This is a genomic window from Yinghuangia sp. ASG 101 (assembly GCF_021165735.1).
Taxonomy (GTDB): domain Bacteria; phylum Actinomycetota; class Actinomycetes; order Streptomycetales; family Streptomycetaceae; genus Yinghuangia.
Genome location: NZ_CP088911.1, coordinates 4237422 through 4253993, shown reverse-complemented (window position 1 = coordinate 4253993; position 16572 = coordinate 4237422). Strand labels below are relative to the sequence as shown.

Sequence of the window (16572 nt, the reverse complement as noted above, 5' to 3'; positions counted from 1 at the left end):
GACGCCGCACGGCCCGGCTCCCCTCGAACTGCGCGGCCCCGAAGCCCGGCCTAGCGTTGGTGGCATGGCTAGCGATCGGCCCGACGAGCGGCCGGACCCGGGGAAGTCCGCCGCTTCGGGACCCCCTACTCCACCGCCCGCGCCCGAGCCGGCGGACTCAGGAGAGTCCGCCGCTCACGGGTCGTCCGCGGTCCCCCCGCCCGAGCGGCCCGCACGGCCGCCGGACACCGCGACGCCGGAAACCCCGGCGCCGGAACCGCGGCAGAGCACGCCCCCGCCGCGCCCGGCCTATCCGCCGCGCCCGACCCGACCGCCCACCGCGGGCGCGGGCGGCGACGCGGAAGCGGGCGACGACCGGGCCGCCGGCACCGGGACCGGGGCGGAGGCGCGCATCCCCCCGAAACCGACCACACCCCCGCCGCCGCCCGGCGCCCGGCCTCCGGGCGAACGCGCGTTCGACCCCGCGGTCGACTGGCCCGCACTCGCGACCATGGCCTGCGGCATCATCGCCATCGCGATGATGTTCCCGGACTGGTCGGTCAGCAGGGTCGACGGCCTTGAGGCCGCCCAGAACGGGTTCAACCGCGACATCCTGCCCGCCGCGCCGATTCTCCTGGTGATCCTTCTGCTCGCCGTCATCACCGCCGCGGGCTACACACTCGTCGCCCGCCGCCCCGCGCTGCTGCCGCTGGCCGCGTTCCCGGCCTTCGGCGCGCTCATGGTGGTCATCGTGACCACGTCGACACTCAGCAAGATCGGGGGCGACATTCTCGGCCAGATCCCCGGCGGCTCGTTCGAAGTGGGGGCCGGGGCCTGGGTGTGCCTGGCGTTCACCGTGCTGGCACTGGCCGCGAGCCTCGTCCCGCTCGCCGCCGCGATGCTCCGGGCACCGCCGCACGGACCGCGTCAGCCACCGCCCGCGGCGCCCGAGACCCCTGTCCCGTCGGAGCCCCCGAGCGCGGACTGACCGCCCGGCCCGGTCGCTCCGACCCGCGTGGCCCCGATGACCCCCGCGAGGTCGTCGCCGATGGCGTACGGCCGCTCGTCGGGCAACAGGGCCGTCGCCGCCGCGCGGTCGCCCGCGCGCACCAAGGCGTGGATCTCGTGCGCGAGGCCCGTGACATCGCGCACCGAGACCAGCCACGCGTCGGCGTAGGCCCGCGTCGCCCAGCCCGCCAGGCCCAATTGCAGCGACCGGTGGGCGAGGGGCCGCAGATCGAGGTCGCGCTCCGGGTCCCACTGGACCCGGACCGACGTGCTGTGCAGGCGGCGGCCCCAGGCCGCGCGGTCGGCGAAGACCTCGCGGTCGTGATGGCTCGGACACGCCCCGGCCAGCGCCGACTCGAAGCCGGTCCGGGTGATCTCCAGGGCCAACACGCGCTCCTGGAGCTTCTTCGTCGCCCAGCCGCAGCGATACATCATCCACAGGAAACTGGGCTTGATCCACGTCATCCGCTCGCGGCTCCACGTGGCGGGAAAACGCCCGTCTCGGGCGGTGACCTCCGCGATCTGTGGCTTGTAGGCCTGGTACACCGTGATCGTTTCCGCGGTGTGCAGCGCACGGATCCGGCGCTTCGGTTCTTCTGCTGATTCCGCTGGTTTCTCCATGACCCGGCCAGTGTGCCGGGGCCTCGCACACGCGTTCCACGGAATTACCACGTTCGCGTGAGCGCCGCCGCGTGCGCCCTTGCCTCGCGCCCCCGGGGCGCGCCATGCTCAATTGGCCTGAACGCGACGTTTGAACGCGCCGAGCACGCGCCCGAACACCGACAGGAACACAGAACCGACAGGAACACAGACAGGGGTGGTCACGCCGTGTCCGATCCGTGTCCGCCGCACGACTGGGTCGACTGGAGCGGCAAGAAGCGCTGCCGCCGCTGCGGAACGACCATGACGCCGCTGCGCCCCGCACCGCCGCCGCCCGACGACGACCACGCCCGGGGCGGGACGTGACCATCCATCCCCCGCCGCCACCGCCCCCGGGCTTCCACACCGCCCCGCGCATCCCGTGGGACGAACTGGACCCCGGGGTACGCGAGCGCGTCGAGGACACCATCGGGGCCGTGGACGAGGCCGCGACGGTCTGGGCCGGCTTCAGCTGCGACCTGGCCGCGGCCCTGGGCACCGTGCGGGGCTGCTTCTTCGCCAAGGGCGTGCACGGCGGGCACCCGGCCGTCGCCCAGCAGCGGGTCGAGGCCGCCGTCGCGCCTTACGTCACCGCGCTGTCGCCGCGCCTCGTGGACCACATCAGCGCGTGCGACTGGGACGTACTCCTGTTCGAGTACGTGGACGCGGTGCACGCCGACCTGTCGCCCGGCTCCCCCGACCTGCCGCGCGTCGCCGAGGCGCTGTGCACCCTCGGCAGGCTCGGGACGCCCGCCCGCGCGTTACCGCTCGACCGCGTCGCGGACCGCTGGGCCGACCGCCTCGACGCGACCGCGCTCGCGCTGCTCGACGGCGACAGCCTCCTGCACACCGATCTCAACCCGCACAACCTGCTCTCCGGAGGCGGGCGCGCGTACGTCGTCGACTGGGCCACCGCGGCGCGCGGCCCCGCCTGGCTCGACGTCGCGCAGGCGGCGCTGCGGCTGATGGAGCAGGGCCACACCGCCGACGACGCGGAGGCCTGGGCGCGGCAGATCCCCTGCTGGCGCGGCATCACCACGGACCAGTTCGACGCGTTGGTCACCGCGAGCCTCCGGGCGTGGGAGTCGTCGGACGCTTTTGACGACGCCCGGTGCTGCTCGGCGCGCCTGCTCGCGCTGGGCGGCGTGCCGCGCGACCCGTAGCGCCGCGCGGGAGCGGCGGGGGGTGCCCGGTAGTCAGCCGATGTGCTTCAGGATGACGAACTGGTTCGCGAAGACCACGTCGTAGCGCGCGCCCCCGTGGCGCTCCGCGGCCTCGTCGATCAGTTGCTCGCGTGCGTCGTCGTCCCAGATCTCCGGCTGGAGGACCGCGACGTAGTCGGGGACCACGCCGCCGGTCGCGCCGATCCAGAAGACCCGGGCGCGGGACGGGAGTTGCGAGATCAGGCCGAGGTCGGTCTCGACCGTCGACCCCTTGGCGACCCGGGCGACGGCGGCGTTCGCGGGGTGCAGGCGCGGCGGCGTCCGGTACTCGTCCGGCTCGATCAGCCGCGACGCGGGCAGGAACGCGCACAGGGCGAGCGCCATCGCGGCCACCGCGGCCGGCAGCTCGCGCGCGTACTTGCGCTGCCAGGGGGACCGCGACGCGCGGGCCCGCTTGATCCCGTCGACGAGGGCGATGAACACGATCGGCATGAGCACCGCGTTGTAGTGCCAGTCCTGCCCCCAGTGGTTGGGGGTGTCGGACAGCAGCCGCCACACGAGCGTCGGCGCCGCGACGACCGCGAGCGGCGAGCGCAGCGCGAGGAAGCCGACCGCGCCGAACACCCACAGCAGCGTCTTGACCTTGATGAAGGGCCACACGAGGTCCTGGGGAAAACCGCCGAAGATCCCGAACAGCGAGCCGCCGCCCGCGCTCTTGCCCTGCTCGTAGACGCCGTGCGGGTTCAACGCCGGGATCAGGACGTACACCATGAGCGCCATCGCCGCCGCGCCGACGACCACCAGGCCGCCACCGAGCCACCATCGGCGGCGGATCAGCAGGAACAACCCGACGGCGCCGACCGTGAGGGCGAGGTCTTCCTTCACCAGCAGCAGCGGCAGGCACCACAGCGCCGCCGCCCGCCAGCGTCCCAGCTGAAGCTTCTCCATCGTGTACGCGATGATCGGCACCGCGAACGCGATCTCGTGGAAGTCGAACTCGACCGCCCGCTGGACTCCCCACGACAAGCCGTACGCGACCCCGATCGCGAGGCCGCGGGTGTCGCCGAGCACGCGCGCGGCGACGCGCGTGACCGGGACGACGGAGATCGCGAAGAGCAGCGCCTGCGCGAGGAGCAGCGTCACCGCGGACGGGAAGACCCGGTAGACCGGGGCGAGAACCGCCAGGATCGGGCTGAAGTGGTCGCCGAGCTGGTTCATCCCCGGTGCGCGGACGTCGACGATCGGCGCGTCGAAGTGCGCGTACCCCTTGACCGCCTGCTCGAAGATCGCCAGGTCCCACGACGGGTTCTCGACCTTGCGGAAGCGGAGCAGCGAGATCAGCGCGTAGACGCCGAAGAAGGTGACCCCGAGCAGGTACGGAAGCGGCTGCGCGACCAGGCCGCGCGGCGGTCGGATGACGCGGGCGGCGACGCGACCCCGCTGACGGGGAAGGGGGGCCGTTTCGACCCGGGACTGCTGCACACAAATTTCTCTCTCAGACCGGCGGCTGTTGTCCAATCCGGTCCGCGTGGCGGTCGCGGAACTGCGTCCAGCTCGTGGCGTTGGGCGCCGACCACTCCTCGGGGGCGCGGGCGAACTCGGGCGCGCGGGCGGCCACGTACGCGCGCAGGTGGGCGGGCAGGCGGTCGTACGGGCCGAGCTTGGTGCCGTGGCAGTGGAACACGAGGCCGCCGGGGCGGCTGCCCATGCGCATCCAGGGGAGCCACGGCGACAGGCGCGTCCACGAGAAGCGGCACGGGACGGACGCGAGGTCCGCCCGATCGAGGTCGGAGCGGCGGGCGAAGAACTGGAACAGCTCGGCGGCGCGGTAGACGTCGTCGGCCGAGTTGTCGGGATATGCCGCGACGGGCAGCGGCGACGGGTACGCCAGCAGGATGTCCTGCGGCCACATGACGTCGTCGCCGACCTCCGTCACCGGCGCGCGCCACGGACCGCGCGGCCCGTCGAGCAGGAAGTCCATGGTGACCGGGTCGTTCCAGACGTGCATGACCGCGCAGGTCTCGCCGGTCACCGGGTTCTCCCAGTCCTCCAGGATCTCCCCGGTGTCGGGGGCCTGGTAGAAGGCCGCCTCGCGGGCGAGCATCCGGTGGCCGCCGTCGACGGCGACGACGCGCGCGATGTTGAAGCCCTCGAAGCGGAACAGCGTGCGGAAGTTCTCGCCGGGCGCCTGCGCGTGCACTCTCCCGGTCCACCACACGACGGTGTCCTCCGCGCCGAGGCTCGCCCGGGCGCGCACGAACGACCGCAGGTTGTCCGCGGGGTCGGCGAGATCGGGGGCCCGGAAGGGCTCGGCGGAATCGGTCGCGTGGTGGGGCACAGGCGCTCCGTGGATCGGCCGGCGCGCCGTTCGGCCGCCGGGTGTTCGGCCGCGTTGCGCCACCGGACGGGTGGCGATCGCAGCCTAGCCGCCCGAGGCCGCCGGTTCCGGCGTACCGGATTTTCGTCCGTTCCCGGACATCACCGGCGCGCCGACCCGTGCCCCACCCCGCGCGGGCGTGTCGGCGCCGCCGGTCATGGCACCCGAAAACCCGTGTGGCGCACCGCTGTCGGCGCCCTGTCCCCCCATCGACGTCCCGATTACGCACGGCATTCACCACACCACCGTTCGGATGGTGTACAAATTCGGCGACGTCGACCCGGCGCGTGCTCACGGCCTCTGGGAAGCGGTGCCGATTCGGCGTGAGACCGGCAGCTGACACGCGGAGGCGCGCATGGCGTACATCGACGGTTACCGGCTCGCCTCGTCCCGCGTCCTCGATCTCGCGCAGCCGATGCGCACGGGCATGCCGCAGTCGGCGAACCACCCGCCGTTCCGGGTGATCCTCGAACGCCGGCACGGCGACTACGTGCGCGGCGACGGCGGCTCGGCGGCCGACGAGGTGATCGTCACGAGCGGGCACATCGGCACACACGTCGACGCCCTCGGCCACGTCTCGCACAACGGCGTCGCCCACGGCGGCGTCGCGGCCTCCGCGATCCAGGGCTACCGGGGCCTCTCCTCGCTCGGGATCGAGAACTTCACCCCGTACCTCGGGCGGGCTGTGGTGCTCGACGTCGCACGGCTGCACGGCGTCGACGTGCTCCCCGCCGGCTACGAGATCACCGCCGACGACCTGTCCCGCGCGGAGGCGCTGGCGGGCTCGGACGTGCGTTCCGGCGAGGCCGTGCTGATCGGCACCGGGTGGTCGCGGCTGTGGGACCAGTACGACGTGTTCACCGGCCTGCGGGCGGGCGTCCCCGGGCCCGGCCCCGACGCCGCGTACTGGCTCGCGTCGCGGCGCGTGCGCGTCGTGGGCGGTGAATCCCTCGCGTTCGAGCGCATCGGCCCGGGGCTGGGGGAGACGACGTACCCGGTGCACCGGATCCTGCTGGTCGAGGCGGGCATCAACATCGTCGAGACGATGCGCCTGCACGAGCTTCTGGACAGCGGCTGCGGGGAGTGCCTGCTGATCCTGGCGCCTCTCCCCATCGTCGGAGCGACGGGGGCACCGGTCCGCCCGCTGGCGGTCATTCCGGGGTGACCCCGGCGGCCGTCATCCGGTCTTGACCGCGACGATCCCGGTTCCGGCGCGGAATTCCCCGGCTTCCGCCATCGCGGTCAGCCCGAACATCATCTTCCCGACATAGACCTCGTCGAGCGCGATACCGTGCCGCTGCTCGAAATCGGCGGTGAACGCCCGGAGTTCCGGTGTCGCCCGGGCATAACCACCGCAGTGGTACGCGGTCTCCACGCGCCAGTCGCCCCGCGTCTCGCCGTACGCCTGCCGCTGCAACCGGGCCACGTCGCCGGTGAGGAAATCCCCTTTCAGCACCGCGAACCCGAGCGCCGCACGGCCCTGCGGCAGGCCCGCCGCGATCCCCGCGAGGGTGCCTCCCGTGCCGCACGCGACGGCGACCAGGTCATACGGCACGTCCAGCTCCGCCGGGAGCTCCGCGCATCCGCGCACCGCGTGCGCGTTGCTGCCGCCTTCCGGAATGAGGAAGAAGTCCCCGTATTCGGCGCGCAGTTCCGCGAGGAGCCCCGGCTCGCCGCGCCGCCGGTACGTCTCCCGGTCCACGAACACCAGCCGCATGCCCCGCTCTTCGGCGAACGCCAGCGACGCGTTGCGCTCCCGCGAGGCGAGTTCGTGCCCCCGCACGACCCCGATGGTCCCGAACCCGAACAACGCCCCCGCGGCGGCCGTGGCCCTCAGATGGTTCGAATACGCCCCGCCGAACGTCAGCAGCGTCCGCGCGCCCGTCGCCCGGGCCTCGGCCAGGTTATACTTCAGCTTCCGGAACTTGTTCCCCGGCAGCTGCGGATGGATCAGATCGTCCCGCTTGACCCACAGCCGCACCCCGCGCGCGGCGAACCGCTCGTCGCCGACCTCGACCAGCGGCGACGCCGCCGCGCCGGGCGCCGCCGCGTCGACCTTCGTGCGTACCTCCATTCGCACAGTGTCGCGCGTTCCCGACCACCGCACCGGCCGCCCGGTGCCGCCCCGCGCGGCAACCGTGCGGGAGCGCGGCGTCGTTCGGGCGGTTTCGGCCCGGTGACGCGCGGCCTCTCCCGTGCGGGCACGCGGGGATGCGCGGAACGCCGGCGAACCCGTCGCCGCCCCTCGCTACACGAGCGCCAGCGCGTCCAGGCCGTCCTGGACGGTGGGGTAGCTCGGGGACCAGGAGAGTTCCGCCTTGGCCTTGGCGGTGGAGACGCGCATGCTGGTGGTGAGCATGCGGTGGGCGTAGGTCATGGGGCGGAGCATCCACGTGGGCATCGCGGCCGGCCGGGGCAGGTCGAAGGTGTCGATCACGGCACGCAGGTAGGCGCCGAAGCCCAGAGGAGCGTCGTCGGCGATGTTATACGCCTCACCGGGCGTACCGCCGGTGACCGCCAGGGCGACCGCCCGGCCCGCGTCGGCGAGGTTGAGCCACGGGAGGACGCGGCCGTGGTCGTGGACGAGGGGGAGTTTCCGGGTGCGCAGCAGGTCGATCACGCCGTCGGTGCCGCCCTCGCCGTACAGCAGGCCGAAGCGCAGCGCGATGCCCTCGAAGTCGTCGGCGCCCAGGATGAGTTCCTCTTTGACGCGCAGCGCCGACAGGTGGCGTTCCACGACCCCCCGCGCGCGGGGGGCGAACTCGTCGGCCTCGGTGAGGACGCGGTCGCCGAAGTCGCCGAACCCGTAGCCGAAGACCATCGACTCGGCGATGACCCGCCGCGCGCCCACCACCCGGGCGGCGTCGACCAGATGGGCGGTGGCGATGCCGCGCAGGTCGTCGGTGGCGAACATGTCGCGGTCGCGCATCGGGGCGCGGCGTAGCGCGGTGGCCGCGTGGACGACGGTGTCCACCGTCAACCCGTCGACGGCGCGCAGGAGTTGGTCGCGGTCCAGCAGGTCGGCGGTCACGTCGGCGTCCGCGCCGCGGCCGAGCCCGAGGACCGTGTGGCCGGTGGCGGTCAGCGCGGCGGTGATGTGGCGTCCGAGAGCCCCGCTCGCGCCCGCCAGCAGAACGTTCTTGGTGTCGGTCGTTGCCATGGGACAAGAGTGGGCCCTGACGCGCGCCGACACGAGCAACGCGGGGCGCCGGCCGCGGGCAAGGGAAGTCCATCGATTCCGGCCGAGCCGGGCGGACGTACGGATTTCCCCCTTCTGACACGGGAGTTCGCCCGAGGAGACTCACCAGTGCGCCACCTGGCCAAGCGTGCGGGCCTCCGCACCGTGGCGCGCGAAGGGGGGCATGTCCATGACCATCGGTCTGATCATCGGCGCTCTCGTGCTGGTGCTCCTGGTCATCATCCTGTTCAAACTCATGTGGCGGGTCGCCGAACCCAACGAGGCCCTGCTGATCTCCGGCTCCCGGAACCGCGCGCAAGGGCTCGCGGACGGGCTCGGATTCCGGATCGTCACGGGGCGGGGGACGCTCGTCCTGCCCGGTGTGCAGGCGGTCCGGAAGATGTCGCTCGACCTGAACGCGGCCGACCTCGCGGTCGACTGCGTGACGCAGCAGGGCATTCCGGTGCACCTGCGCGGCGTCGTCATCTTCAAGGTCGGCGACGACTTCATCTCCATCGCCAACGCGGCCCGCCGGTTCCTCGACCAGCAGACGAAAATGGTCGACCGCGTCCACAACGTGTTCGCGGGCCACCTGCGGTCGATCGTGGGCGGGCTGACCGTCGAGGAGCTGATCCGCGAGCGCGAGAAGCTCACCGAGCAGACCCGCGCGTCGTCGGGTGCCGAGATGGAGAAGCTCGGGCTCATCATCGACTCGCTGCAGATCCAGGAGATCACCGACCCGACGGGGTACATCGAGAATCTCGCGCGCCCGCACACCGCCGCCGTGCAGCGCGACGCGCGCATCGCGCAGGCGAGCGCCGACCGCGAGGCCACCGTGGCCGAGCAGGAGGCCGAGGCGCGCAAGGCCGAGGCCACCCGCGACAGCTGGGTGGAGCGCACGCGCTACCAGGCGGAGATGGACCGCGCGTCGGCGGAGTCGAAGCAGGCGGGCCCGCTCGCGGACGCCGCGGCCCGGCAGGAGGTCATCGTCCAGGAGACGCGGGCCGCCGAATTGGAGGCGCAGCGGCGCGAGCAGCAGTTGCAGGTGGACGTCCGCAAGCCCGCCGACGCGCAGGCGTACCAGACCCGTACCGTCGCGGAGGCCGAGCGCGACGCGCGCATTTCGGCGGCCGAGGCGCAGGCACGGGAGACGGAGCTGAAGGCCGCCGCGGAGGCGACGCGGGTCCGGGCCGCCGCGGAGGCCGAGGCCGAGGCGGCGAAGGTACGCGGGCACGCGCAGGCCGACGCCACCCGGGCGGTCGGCAAGGCCGAGGCGGACGCCGACCACGCCCGCGGTCTGGCCCAGGCCGAGGCCGCGAAGGCGCTGGGACTGGCCGAGGCGGAGGCCATCAAGGCGCGGGCGGCGGCGCTCCGGGAGAACCAGGAAGCGGTCATCGCCCAGCAACTGGCGGAGAACTGGCCGGAGATCGTCCGGGCCGGCGCGGAGGCGTTCGGCAACGTCGACCACATGGTGCTGCTGAACGGTGCGGACGGGATGACCGACATGTTCACCAAGGCGCTGACCCTGGGCGGTACCGGCCTCGGGCTCGCACGGCAGCTGCTGGCGGCGATGGGCCCGGCCGAGCAGGGAGACGGCAACGGCAACGGCGACGCCGTGACGGCCAAGGCGAGCGCGTCGGTCGTCATCCCGGTCGATCCGGGGGCGGACGAGGAATCCGCCTAGCGGAGTCGGTGGCCGCACAACCAGCACAGCGGAGTCGGTGGCCGCCCGATCAGCACAGCGGAGTCGGTGGCCGCCCAACAAACACAGCGGAGTCGGTGGCGCCCCGGAAAGGTGCGCACCACCGCGCCCCGGCCCGGCCGCGTCGTGTGGCCGGGCCGGGGCGTTCGGTTGTCACGGAAAGCATGTCGTCGTCGCGGGACGAACGGTTCCGCCCGCACCCGCCGTTACCGGGTCGAGATCACCGCGAGACCTGGCGGTTCGCATCGGCCACCAGCGCGGCGATACCGATCACGAAGGCCGCGCCGATGACCAGTTTCAGGATGAATCCGAGGAAAGCCCCGATGATCCAGACCAAGAGCGCGGCGATGACGAGGAGAACGACGACCGGCCCGCCGATGCGCAACCATCCGGGTACGGCACCCATGGCATCCCCCTGTTGTTGAGCGGCCACCGACTCCGCTGGTGCGTCGTCGTGGACGGTTCACGGTCATGTTGTTATCTGCCCGTAACCGACGTTGGCACACGTGTCGGTGGTTCCCGCGAGCGGTCGGTGGCCGTCGGACAGCAGGGAGTCTGCGCCGCGCGGACGACGTCCCGGTGTCAGGCCTCCGGCGGTGAGAAGAACACCAGGACACGCAGCGGTTCGGTGATGCGGTGGAAGCGGTGCTCGGCGTGCGCGGGGACGAAGACGACGCTGCCGCGTGCGACGTCGGTGACCTCTTCGCCGATCGAGAGGCTGGCCCGGCCGCTGATCACGACGTAGACCTCGTCCTGTTTATGGGGCTTTTGCGTATCGAGTTCGCCCGGTTCCAGGGCGTACAGCCCCATCGAGAAGTGACGCTCGTTCAAAAAGCGCAGGTACGCGCCGCGCTCGCGGGCGCGTTCGCCGTCCAGGTCGTCGAGTCGGAACGCCTTCACGCTGTGCCACTCCTCATGGGCCCGCCCGGCCCCTCCCGGCCCGGTGCGCACCATGAAGATACGTCACCACCCGGCCACGCTTCGGCGGGCGCCTCCCGGCAGGCGTTCGCACCTGAAACGATGTGTCTATGAAGAGCCTTCTCATCAAGCTGCTCGCGAACGCGGCGGCCATCGCCATCACCGCCGCGGTTGTCGACGGCGTGAACATCACCGGTGACTCCAACAGCGACAAGGCCGTCACCGTCATCCTGGTCGCGCTGATATTCGGCGCGATCAACGTGTTCATCAAGCCACTCGTCAAGCTGTTCGCTTTGCCCCTGTTCATCCTGACTCTGGGTCTGATCACGTTCGTGATCAACGCCCTCATGCTGTGGCTGACATCGTGGGTGTCCGACGAGGCCGATCTGGGCTTCCATGTCGAAGGGTTCTTCCCCGCCCTGCTCGGCGCGCTCTGCGTGTCGCTGGTGAGTTGGGTTCTGACGCTGATACTGGACCGGGACTGACCCAGCGGAGTCGGTGGCCGCACGACCAACAGAGCGTCGGTGGCCGCACAACCAACACAGCGTCGGTGGCCGCCGAACAACCCGGCGGTCGTGTTTCACGTGAAACCCGAACCGCACGCGGCCCGGGACGCCACGTGAGCAGTCGAGAGCGAGCGACCGAGTGACATCCGACGGAACACAAGCGGTACACGCGGGGCTCGCGGAGCCCGGCCGCGGCACGCCCTTCCTCGGCGGCCCGGTCTTCGCGAGCACCTTCCACCTGTCCGGCGAGCCTTCCGGGCCCTACCAGTACGGGCGCTTCGCGAACCCGACCTGGGTGGCCCTGGAAGGCGCCCTCGGCACATTGGAGGACGCCGCCGAGGTCGTGACCTTCGCGTCCGGCATGGCCGCGGTCTCCGCCGTCCTGCTCGGCCTCACCTCGCCCGGCGACACCGTCGTCCTGCCCTCCGACGGCTACCCCGCGACGCGCACCCTCGGCGACCACCTCACGGCGCGCGGCGCGACGGTACGCCACGCCCCCACCGCGGGCGACGCCCAGGCCGACGTGCTCGCGGGCGCCCGCCTCGTCTGGCTGGAGACGCCGTCCAACCCCGGCCTGGACGTGTGCGACATCACACACCTCGCCGAACGCGCGCACGCCGAAGGCGCCTTGGTCGCGGTCGACAACACGCTCGCCACACCGCTCGGGCAGCGCCCGCTGGCGCTCGGCGCCGACCTGTCGGTGGCGAGCGGCAGCAAGGCCCTGACCGGGCACAGCGACATCCTGCTCGGCTACGTCGCGTGCGCCGACCCGGAGGTCGCCGACCGGGTGCGTGCGTGGCGCACGCTCACCGGAGGGGTGCCCGGCCCGATGGAGGCCTGGCTCGCGCACCGCTCGCTCGCCACCCTGCATCTGCGCCTCGCGCGGCAGGCGGACAACGCCCTGGCCCTCGCGCGCCTGCTCCGCACGCGCGCGGGAGTGACCGACGTACGCCACCCCGCGCTCCCCGACGACCCGTCGTATCCCGTCGCCGCGCGGCAGATGCGCCGGCCCGGCTGTGTGGTCGCGTTCACACTCCCCGACGCGGCCACCGCGGACCGCTTCCTGCGCGCCGCGCGCCTGGTCGCGGAGGCCACCAGCTTCGGCGGCACGCACAGCATCGCCGAGCGGCGCGGACGCTGGCCCGGAGACGACATCCCACCTGGATTTGTTCGCTTTTCCACCGGTTGTGAGGACACCGAGGACCTGCTCGCCGACGTCGCCCAGGCCCTGGACGCGGCCCTCGCCGACGACGCGCACTGACCCCGGACCGTCGCAGGATCACGTCAACCCCCGGCAACTTCCGGTCAATACGACGGAACCCGCTTCACAACCACTTGTTCGCCACCCCGCGCGGGTCAAGGATGACACTCGGCCGCGCCGGGAAACCGACGCCTGCTCCGCGTGCCCCATGCCCGGCAGCCGCACACACCGCCGGTCCGCGCACGGAGTCGTCCGCCGGTTCCGAGGGCGTGGTCGGAGGGCCGGGGTCCGGGGGGGTTGGGGGGTCTGTGGATCTGACGCTGCTGCGCACGTTTCTCGCGGTCCATCGGGCGGGCTCCTTCACCCGGGCCGCACAGTTCCTCGACATGTCGCAGCCGACCGTCACCGCACAGATCCGCAGCCTGGAGAAGCAGATCGGCCGCCAGCTCTTCCAACGGCTCTCCCGAGGCGTCACGCCCACCACGGTCGCGGACGAGCTCGCCGCGAAGCTCGCGCCGCACCTCGACGCGCTGGAGGAGATCACCGCGCGGGATCTGCTGGGCACCGACCCGCTGGACCACACCGTCCACCTCGCGGGCCCCGCCGAGATCATCGGGCAGCGCGTCCTGCCCGCACTGGCCGACCTCGTGCGCCGGGGTCTGCGCCTGCGCGTCACCCTCGGCCCCGGCGGCGAACTCCTCGCCGGCCTCGCCGCCGGCCGCCACGACATCGTCGTCTCCGACGTGCGCCCGCGCGAGCGCGGACTGACCTCCACCGCCCTGGCCGACGACGAGTACGTCCTGGTCGGCGCCCCGCGCTGGGCCGTACTCCTGCCCCGGGAACGCATCGCCGAACACGGGCCGTCCGCCCTCGACGACGTGCCGGTCATCGGCGACAGCGAGGAGCAGGTGCTCGCCCGGCGCTACTGGGCGGCCGTGTTCGACGCGAAACCTCCCGCGCCGGCGGCACTCGTCGTCCCCGACCTGCGGGCCGTCCTCGCCTGCGTGCGCGCCGGCGCGGGCATCGCGGTGCTGCCGCGCCACCTGTGTGCCGAAGCCCTCGCGGACGGCTCGGCGGTCACCCTGTTCGACCCCGAAGTCCCGCCGCTCACCACGCTGTTCGTGGCCCTTCGCGCGGGTGAGCCGAGCCGCCCGCACCTCGCGCACCTGCACGCCCGGCTGGTCGCGCACGCCGCCGAGTGGTGAACCGGCCGCCGTCGACCGCGACCGGTGGCTCGGCGACCGGCGGCCCTACGCGAGGTCGCCCGCGAGCAGCGACAGCACGCCTTCGACATTCGCCGTCAGGTACGCCGCGAGCGTCGCGGGCACCACGTCCACGGTCGCCAGCCCCTCGGGAGTGAACGGCACCCGCACGACCTCGTACGCGCCGTTCGGCTCGTCGACCTCGGGCCCGTGGCGCAGCGCCGGGTCGATGGACTCCAGGCGGCACGCGAAGAAGTGCTGCACCTTCACCCCGCCGCCCGCCTCCGGCACGGTGTCGACGAACGCCGGGACGCTGCGGGAGAGTTTGGCGCCCAGCTCCTCCAGAACCTCGCGCCGCAGCCCTTCGACGACCGTCGTGTCGCCGGCTTCGACACCGCCGCCCGGTGTGATCCAGTACGGCGTCCGGCCCGGCTTCGTGCGCTTGATCAGGACCAAGCGGTCCTCGTCGTCGAGCAGAATCGCACGGGCCGTCCGCTTGACCACTTCCCGCATGTGCGCTCCCCAGCCGTTCGGGTCGGTGCCGGTGGCGACCTGGTCGGATCACCTGACCGGATCATTCCGATCCGGGGCCCGGTTCATGCCTGCCGGCCCGCTCCGCGCCCCCGGCTCAGCCGGCCTGCGGCCCCGGGCGCACCACGCCCGACTCGTAGGCGATCACCACGAGCTGCGCGCGGTCCCGCGCCCCGAGCTTCACCATCGCCCGGCTGACGTGCGTCTTCGCGGTCAGCGGCGAGACGAACAAATGCTCGGCGATCTCGTCGTTGCTCATCCCGGAGGCGACCAGCGCCAGCACCTCGCGCTCCCGGTCGGTCAGCGCGGTCAGCCGGTCCGGCGCGGCGATCTTCGGCTCCGGCTGCGCGAGGAACCGCCCGACCAGGGCGCGCGTCGCGCCGGGCGACAGCAGCGACTCGCCGGCCGCGACGGTCTTGATCGCCTTCAGCAGGTCGATCGGCTCGGTGTCCTTGACCAGGAAGCCGCTCGCCCCCGCGCGCAGCGCCTCGAAGACGTAGTCGTCGACCTCGAACGTCGTCAGCACCAGCACCTTGACCCCGGCCAGGTCGTCGTCGCCGACGATCCGGCGCGTCGCCTCCAGGCCGTCCATCTCCGGCATACGGATGTCCATGAGCACGACATCGGCCCGCGTCTCACGCGCGAGAGTCACCGCCTCGGCGCCGTTCGCCGCCTCACCGACCACCTCCAACTCGGGGTCGGAGCCGATGAGCACCTTGAAACCGGCACGGACCAGCGACTGGTCGTCCGCGATCAACACCCGGACCATCTGTTTCCCTCCGTCGTCTTGCGCTGTGCCGCCGCCTCGCCCGAGGCGGGCGACGGGGTCTCGGTCGGCAGAACCGCGTGGACGGCGAACCCCGGCCCGGGTTCGCACGGGCCGGCGCGGAGCGTGCCGCCCACCGCCGTCGCCCGCTCGCGCATGCCGAGCAGCCCGTGCCCGGTGCCGTCGCCGCCGTCCGCGGACTGCCCGTCGGCCGCGCCCACGCCGTCGTCGGTCACGCCGACCTCGACGGCCTCCGGCGCGTAGCGGATGCGTACCACGGCCTGTGCGTCCGACCCGGCGTGCTTGACCGCGTTCGTCAGCGACTCCTGCACGATCCGGTACAGCGCGAGGCCCACCGGCGCCGGAAGCGTGCGCCGCGCGCCCGAGACGTCCAGCCGCACCGGAAGCCCGGCCGTGCGGTACGACGCGACCAGCGAGCCGATGCCCTCGGCACCCGGCGTGGGCTCCGTCGGGGTGTCGCTGTCGCCGTCCTGGCGCAGCACGCCCAGCGTCGTGCGCAGCTCGGCCAGCGCGTCCCGGCTGGCGTCCTTGATGTGCACGAGCGCCTGCTTGGCCTGCCCGGTGTCCTGCTCGATGACGTGCGCCGCGACGCCGGCCTGGATGTTGATCATCGCGATGCTGTGCGCGACGACGTCGTGCAGCTCGCGGGCGATGCGCATGCGCTCGGCGGTGACCCGGCGCCGGGCCTCCTCCTCGCGCTCGCGGTCCGCGCGCGCGAGCCGGGCCTGGACCTCGGTCCAATAGGCGCGTTTGGCGCGCACCGCCTCACCGATCGCGACCGGCAGATACAGCCACACCACCGAGAGATAGTTCTCCGGCTTGAGGAACGACGAGCCGAGCACGCTCAGCCGGAGCACCGTGTGGGCGACCGCGACCGCAGACGCGATCGCGAACGACCGCTTCAGGAAGCTGCGGGACGCCACGGTGTACATCGCCACCAGCGTCGGCGTGAAGATCGAGCCGTCCCGCCCGTCGGCGGCGAGGTAGAGGAACTGGCCGGCCGTGGTCAGCGCGAGGACGAGCAGCGGATGGCGGCAGCGGGCCATCAGCGGGAGGCACGTCAGCACCGCGACCGTCATGTTGAGCGCGTCCGGGTGGCCGACGACCGCCCTGTCCTGCGGATGCGCGAGCGCGCCGCCGACGACGATGCAGACGGTCATCACGGTCAGGAGCGCGTCGGAGATCCACGGGTGGCCGCGCATCCCCTGGAGGCACCGCGGCAGGCGGTCGCCGGGCCGCGGCATCGCGGTGGTCGCCGACGGCGCGGACGCGGCGGCGGTGCTCCCGGGCTTCGGCGCGCTGTGCGCCGCGTCGCCGCCGGCACCGGGCACGGAGCGGCCCCGCACGGCGGAACCCACGGAACCGTCCTGCTGCTGCATCA

The 16572-nt window shown here is 72.7% G+C and carries 18 protein-coding genes; 8 read left to right on the top strand and 10 right to left on the bottom strand.

Features of this window, described 5'->3' with window-relative positions:
- The first annotated feature begins 64 nt into the window (after nucleotides 1–64).
- Nucleotides 65–967, top strand: a complete 903-nt coding sequence (locus LO772_RS18230) for a hypothetical protein (RefSeq protein ID WP_231773088.1) — start codon at nucleotides 65–67, stop codon at nucleotides 965–967.
- Here LO772_RS18230 and LO772_RS18225 read toward each other — a convergent pair.
- Complete coding sequence (locus LO772_RS18225) at nucleotides 907–1608, bottom strand: DUF4291 domain-containing protein (RefSeq protein WP_231773087.1); 702 nt, start codon at nucleotides 1606–1608, stop codon at nucleotides 907–909. The two genes, LO772_RS18230 and LO772_RS18225, sit on opposite strands and share 61 nt — an antisense overlap.
- Before the next feature lie 207 nt (nucleotides 1609–1815).
- Here LO772_RS18225 and LO772_RS18220 point away from each other — a divergent pair, with 207 nt between their 5' ends.
- A complete protein-coding gene (locus tag LO772_RS18220; protein ID WP_231773086.1) occupies nucleotides 1816–1953 on the top strand; it encodes a hypothetical protein in 138 nt (45 codons plus the stop codon).
- Nucleotides 1950–2789, top strand: a complete 840-nt coding sequence (locus tag LO772_RS18215; RefSeq protein WP_231773085.1) for a phosphotransferase family protein — start codon at nucleotides 1950–1952, stop codon at nucleotides 2787–2789. The genes LO772_RS18220 and LO772_RS18215 overlap by 4 nt, the downstream gene beginning before the upstream one ends.
- A 33-nt stretch (nucleotides 2790–2822) precedes the next feature.
- Here the strand turns inward: LO772_RS18215 and LO772_RS18210 are convergent, their stop codons facing one another.
- On the bottom strand, nucleotides 2823–4271 hold the full coding sequence (locus tag LO772_RS18210) for a DUF2079 domain-containing protein (protein WP_231773084.1): 1449 nt from the start codon (nucleotides 4269–4271) through the stop codon (nucleotides 2823–2825).
- A 13-nt stretch (nucleotides 4272–4284) separates the two neighbouring features.
- Nucleotides 4285–5127 (bottom strand): DUF1838 family protein, encoded by an 843-nt coding sequence (locus LO772_RS18205; RefSeq protein WP_231773083.1) that lies wholly within the window; start codon nucleotides 5125–5127, stop codon nucleotides 4285–4287.
- A 394-nt stretch (nucleotides 5128–5521) separates the two neighbouring features.
- On the opposite strand from LO772_RS18205, the gene LO772_RS18200 reads away from it, so the two are divergent.
- Nucleotides 5522–6331 carry a cyclase family protein gene (locus LO772_RS18200; RefSeq protein WP_231773082.1) on the top strand — a complete coding sequence of 270 codons (810 nt, stop codon included), beginning with the start codon at nucleotides 5522–5524 and terminating at the stop codon, nucleotides 6329–6331.
- A gap of 12 nt (nucleotides 6332–6343) precedes the next feature.
- Here the strand turns inward: LO772_RS18200 and LO772_RS18195 are convergent, their stop codons facing one another.
- Both LO772_RS18195 and LO772_RS18190 read right to left on the bottom strand, forming a co-directional pair.
- Nucleotides 6344–7240, bottom strand: coding sequence for a 1-aminocyclopropane-1-carboxylate deaminase/D-cysteine desulfhydrase (locus LO772_RS18195; protein WP_231773081.1), 897 nt, complete (start codon nucleotides 7238–7240; stop codon nucleotides 6344–6346).
- Nucleotides 7241–7414: 174 nt separating this feature from the next.
- A complete protein-coding gene (locus tag LO772_RS18190) occupies nucleotides 7415–8326 on the bottom strand; it encodes an NAD-dependent epimerase/dehydratase family protein (RefSeq protein ID WP_231773080.1) in 912 nt (303 codons plus the stop codon).
- Nucleotides 8327–8528: 202 nt separating this feature from the next.
- Between LO772_RS18190 and LO772_RS18185 the strand changes: the two genes are divergently transcribed.
- Nucleotides 8529–10028, top strand: a complete 1500-nt coding sequence (locus LO772_RS18185) for an SPFH domain-containing protein (RefSeq protein ID WP_231773079.1) — start codon at nucleotides 8529–8531, stop codon at nucleotides 10026–10028.
- Nucleotides 10029–10266: 238 nt separating this feature from the next.
- Here LO772_RS18185 and LO772_RS18180 read toward each other — a convergent pair whose 3' ends face one another.
- Together LO772_RS18180 and LO772_RS18175 are read right to left on the bottom strand one after the other, a co-directional pair.
- On the bottom strand, nucleotides 10267–10452 hold the full coding sequence (locus tag LO772_RS18180) for a hypothetical protein (protein WP_231773078.1): 186 nt from the start codon (nucleotides 10450–10452) through the stop codon (nucleotides 10267–10269).
- Nucleotides 10453–10628: 176 nt separating this feature from the next.
- Nucleotides 10629–10946 carry a cupin domain-containing protein gene (locus LO772_RS18175; protein WP_231773077.1) on the bottom strand — a complete coding sequence of 106 codons (318 nt, stop codon included), beginning with the start codon at nucleotides 10944–10946 and terminating at the stop codon, nucleotides 10629–10631.
- Between the two features lie 128 nt (nucleotides 10947–11074).
- Here LO772_RS18175 and LO772_RS18170 point away from each other — a divergent pair, with 128 nt between their 5' ends.
- From LO772_RS18170 to LO772_RS18160, 3 genes are all read left to right on the top strand, one after another.
- A complete protein-coding gene (locus LO772_RS18170) occupies nucleotides 11075–11449 on the top strand; it encodes a phage holin family protein (protein ID WP_231773076.1) in 375 nt (124 codons plus the stop codon).
- A gap of 160 nt (nucleotides 11450–11609) precedes the next feature.
- A complete protein-coding gene (locus LO772_RS18165) occupies nucleotides 11610–12731 on the top strand; it encodes a cystathionine gamma-lyase (RefSeq protein WP_231773075.1) in 1122 nt (373 codons plus the stop codon).
- A 248-nt stretch (nucleotides 12732–12979) separates the two neighbouring features.
- Complete coding sequence (locus LO772_RS18160; protein WP_231773074.1) at nucleotides 12980–13876, top strand: LysR family transcriptional regulator; 897 nt, start codon at nucleotides 12980–12982, stop codon at nucleotides 13874–13876.
- A 45-nt stretch (nucleotides 13877–13921) separates the two neighbouring features.
- On the opposite strand, the gene LO772_RS18155 is transcribed toward LO772_RS18160, so the two are convergent.
- The 3 genes from LO772_RS18155 to LO772_RS18145 form a co-directional block, all read right to left on the bottom strand.
- Nucleotides 13922–14386 (bottom strand): NUDIX domain-containing protein, encoded by a 465-nt coding sequence (locus LO772_RS18155; protein WP_231773073.1) that lies wholly within the window; start codon nucleotides 14384–14386, stop codon nucleotides 13922–13924.
- Between the two features lie 115 nt (nucleotides 14387–14501).
- Complete coding sequence (locus LO772_RS18150) at nucleotides 14502–15173, bottom strand: response regulator (protein WP_231773072.1); 672 nt, start codon at nucleotides 15171–15173, stop codon at nucleotides 14502–14504.
- The gene (locus LO772_RS18145; RefSeq protein WP_231773071.1) at nucleotides 15158–16570 is read right to left on the bottom strand and encodes a sensor histidine kinase; all 1413 of its coding nucleotides are present in this window, start codon (nucleotides 16568–16570) and stop codon (nucleotides 15158–15160) included. The genes LO772_RS18150 and LO772_RS18145 overlap by 16 nt, the downstream gene beginning before the upstream one ends.
- Nucleotides 16571–16572: the final 2 nt, after the last annotated feature.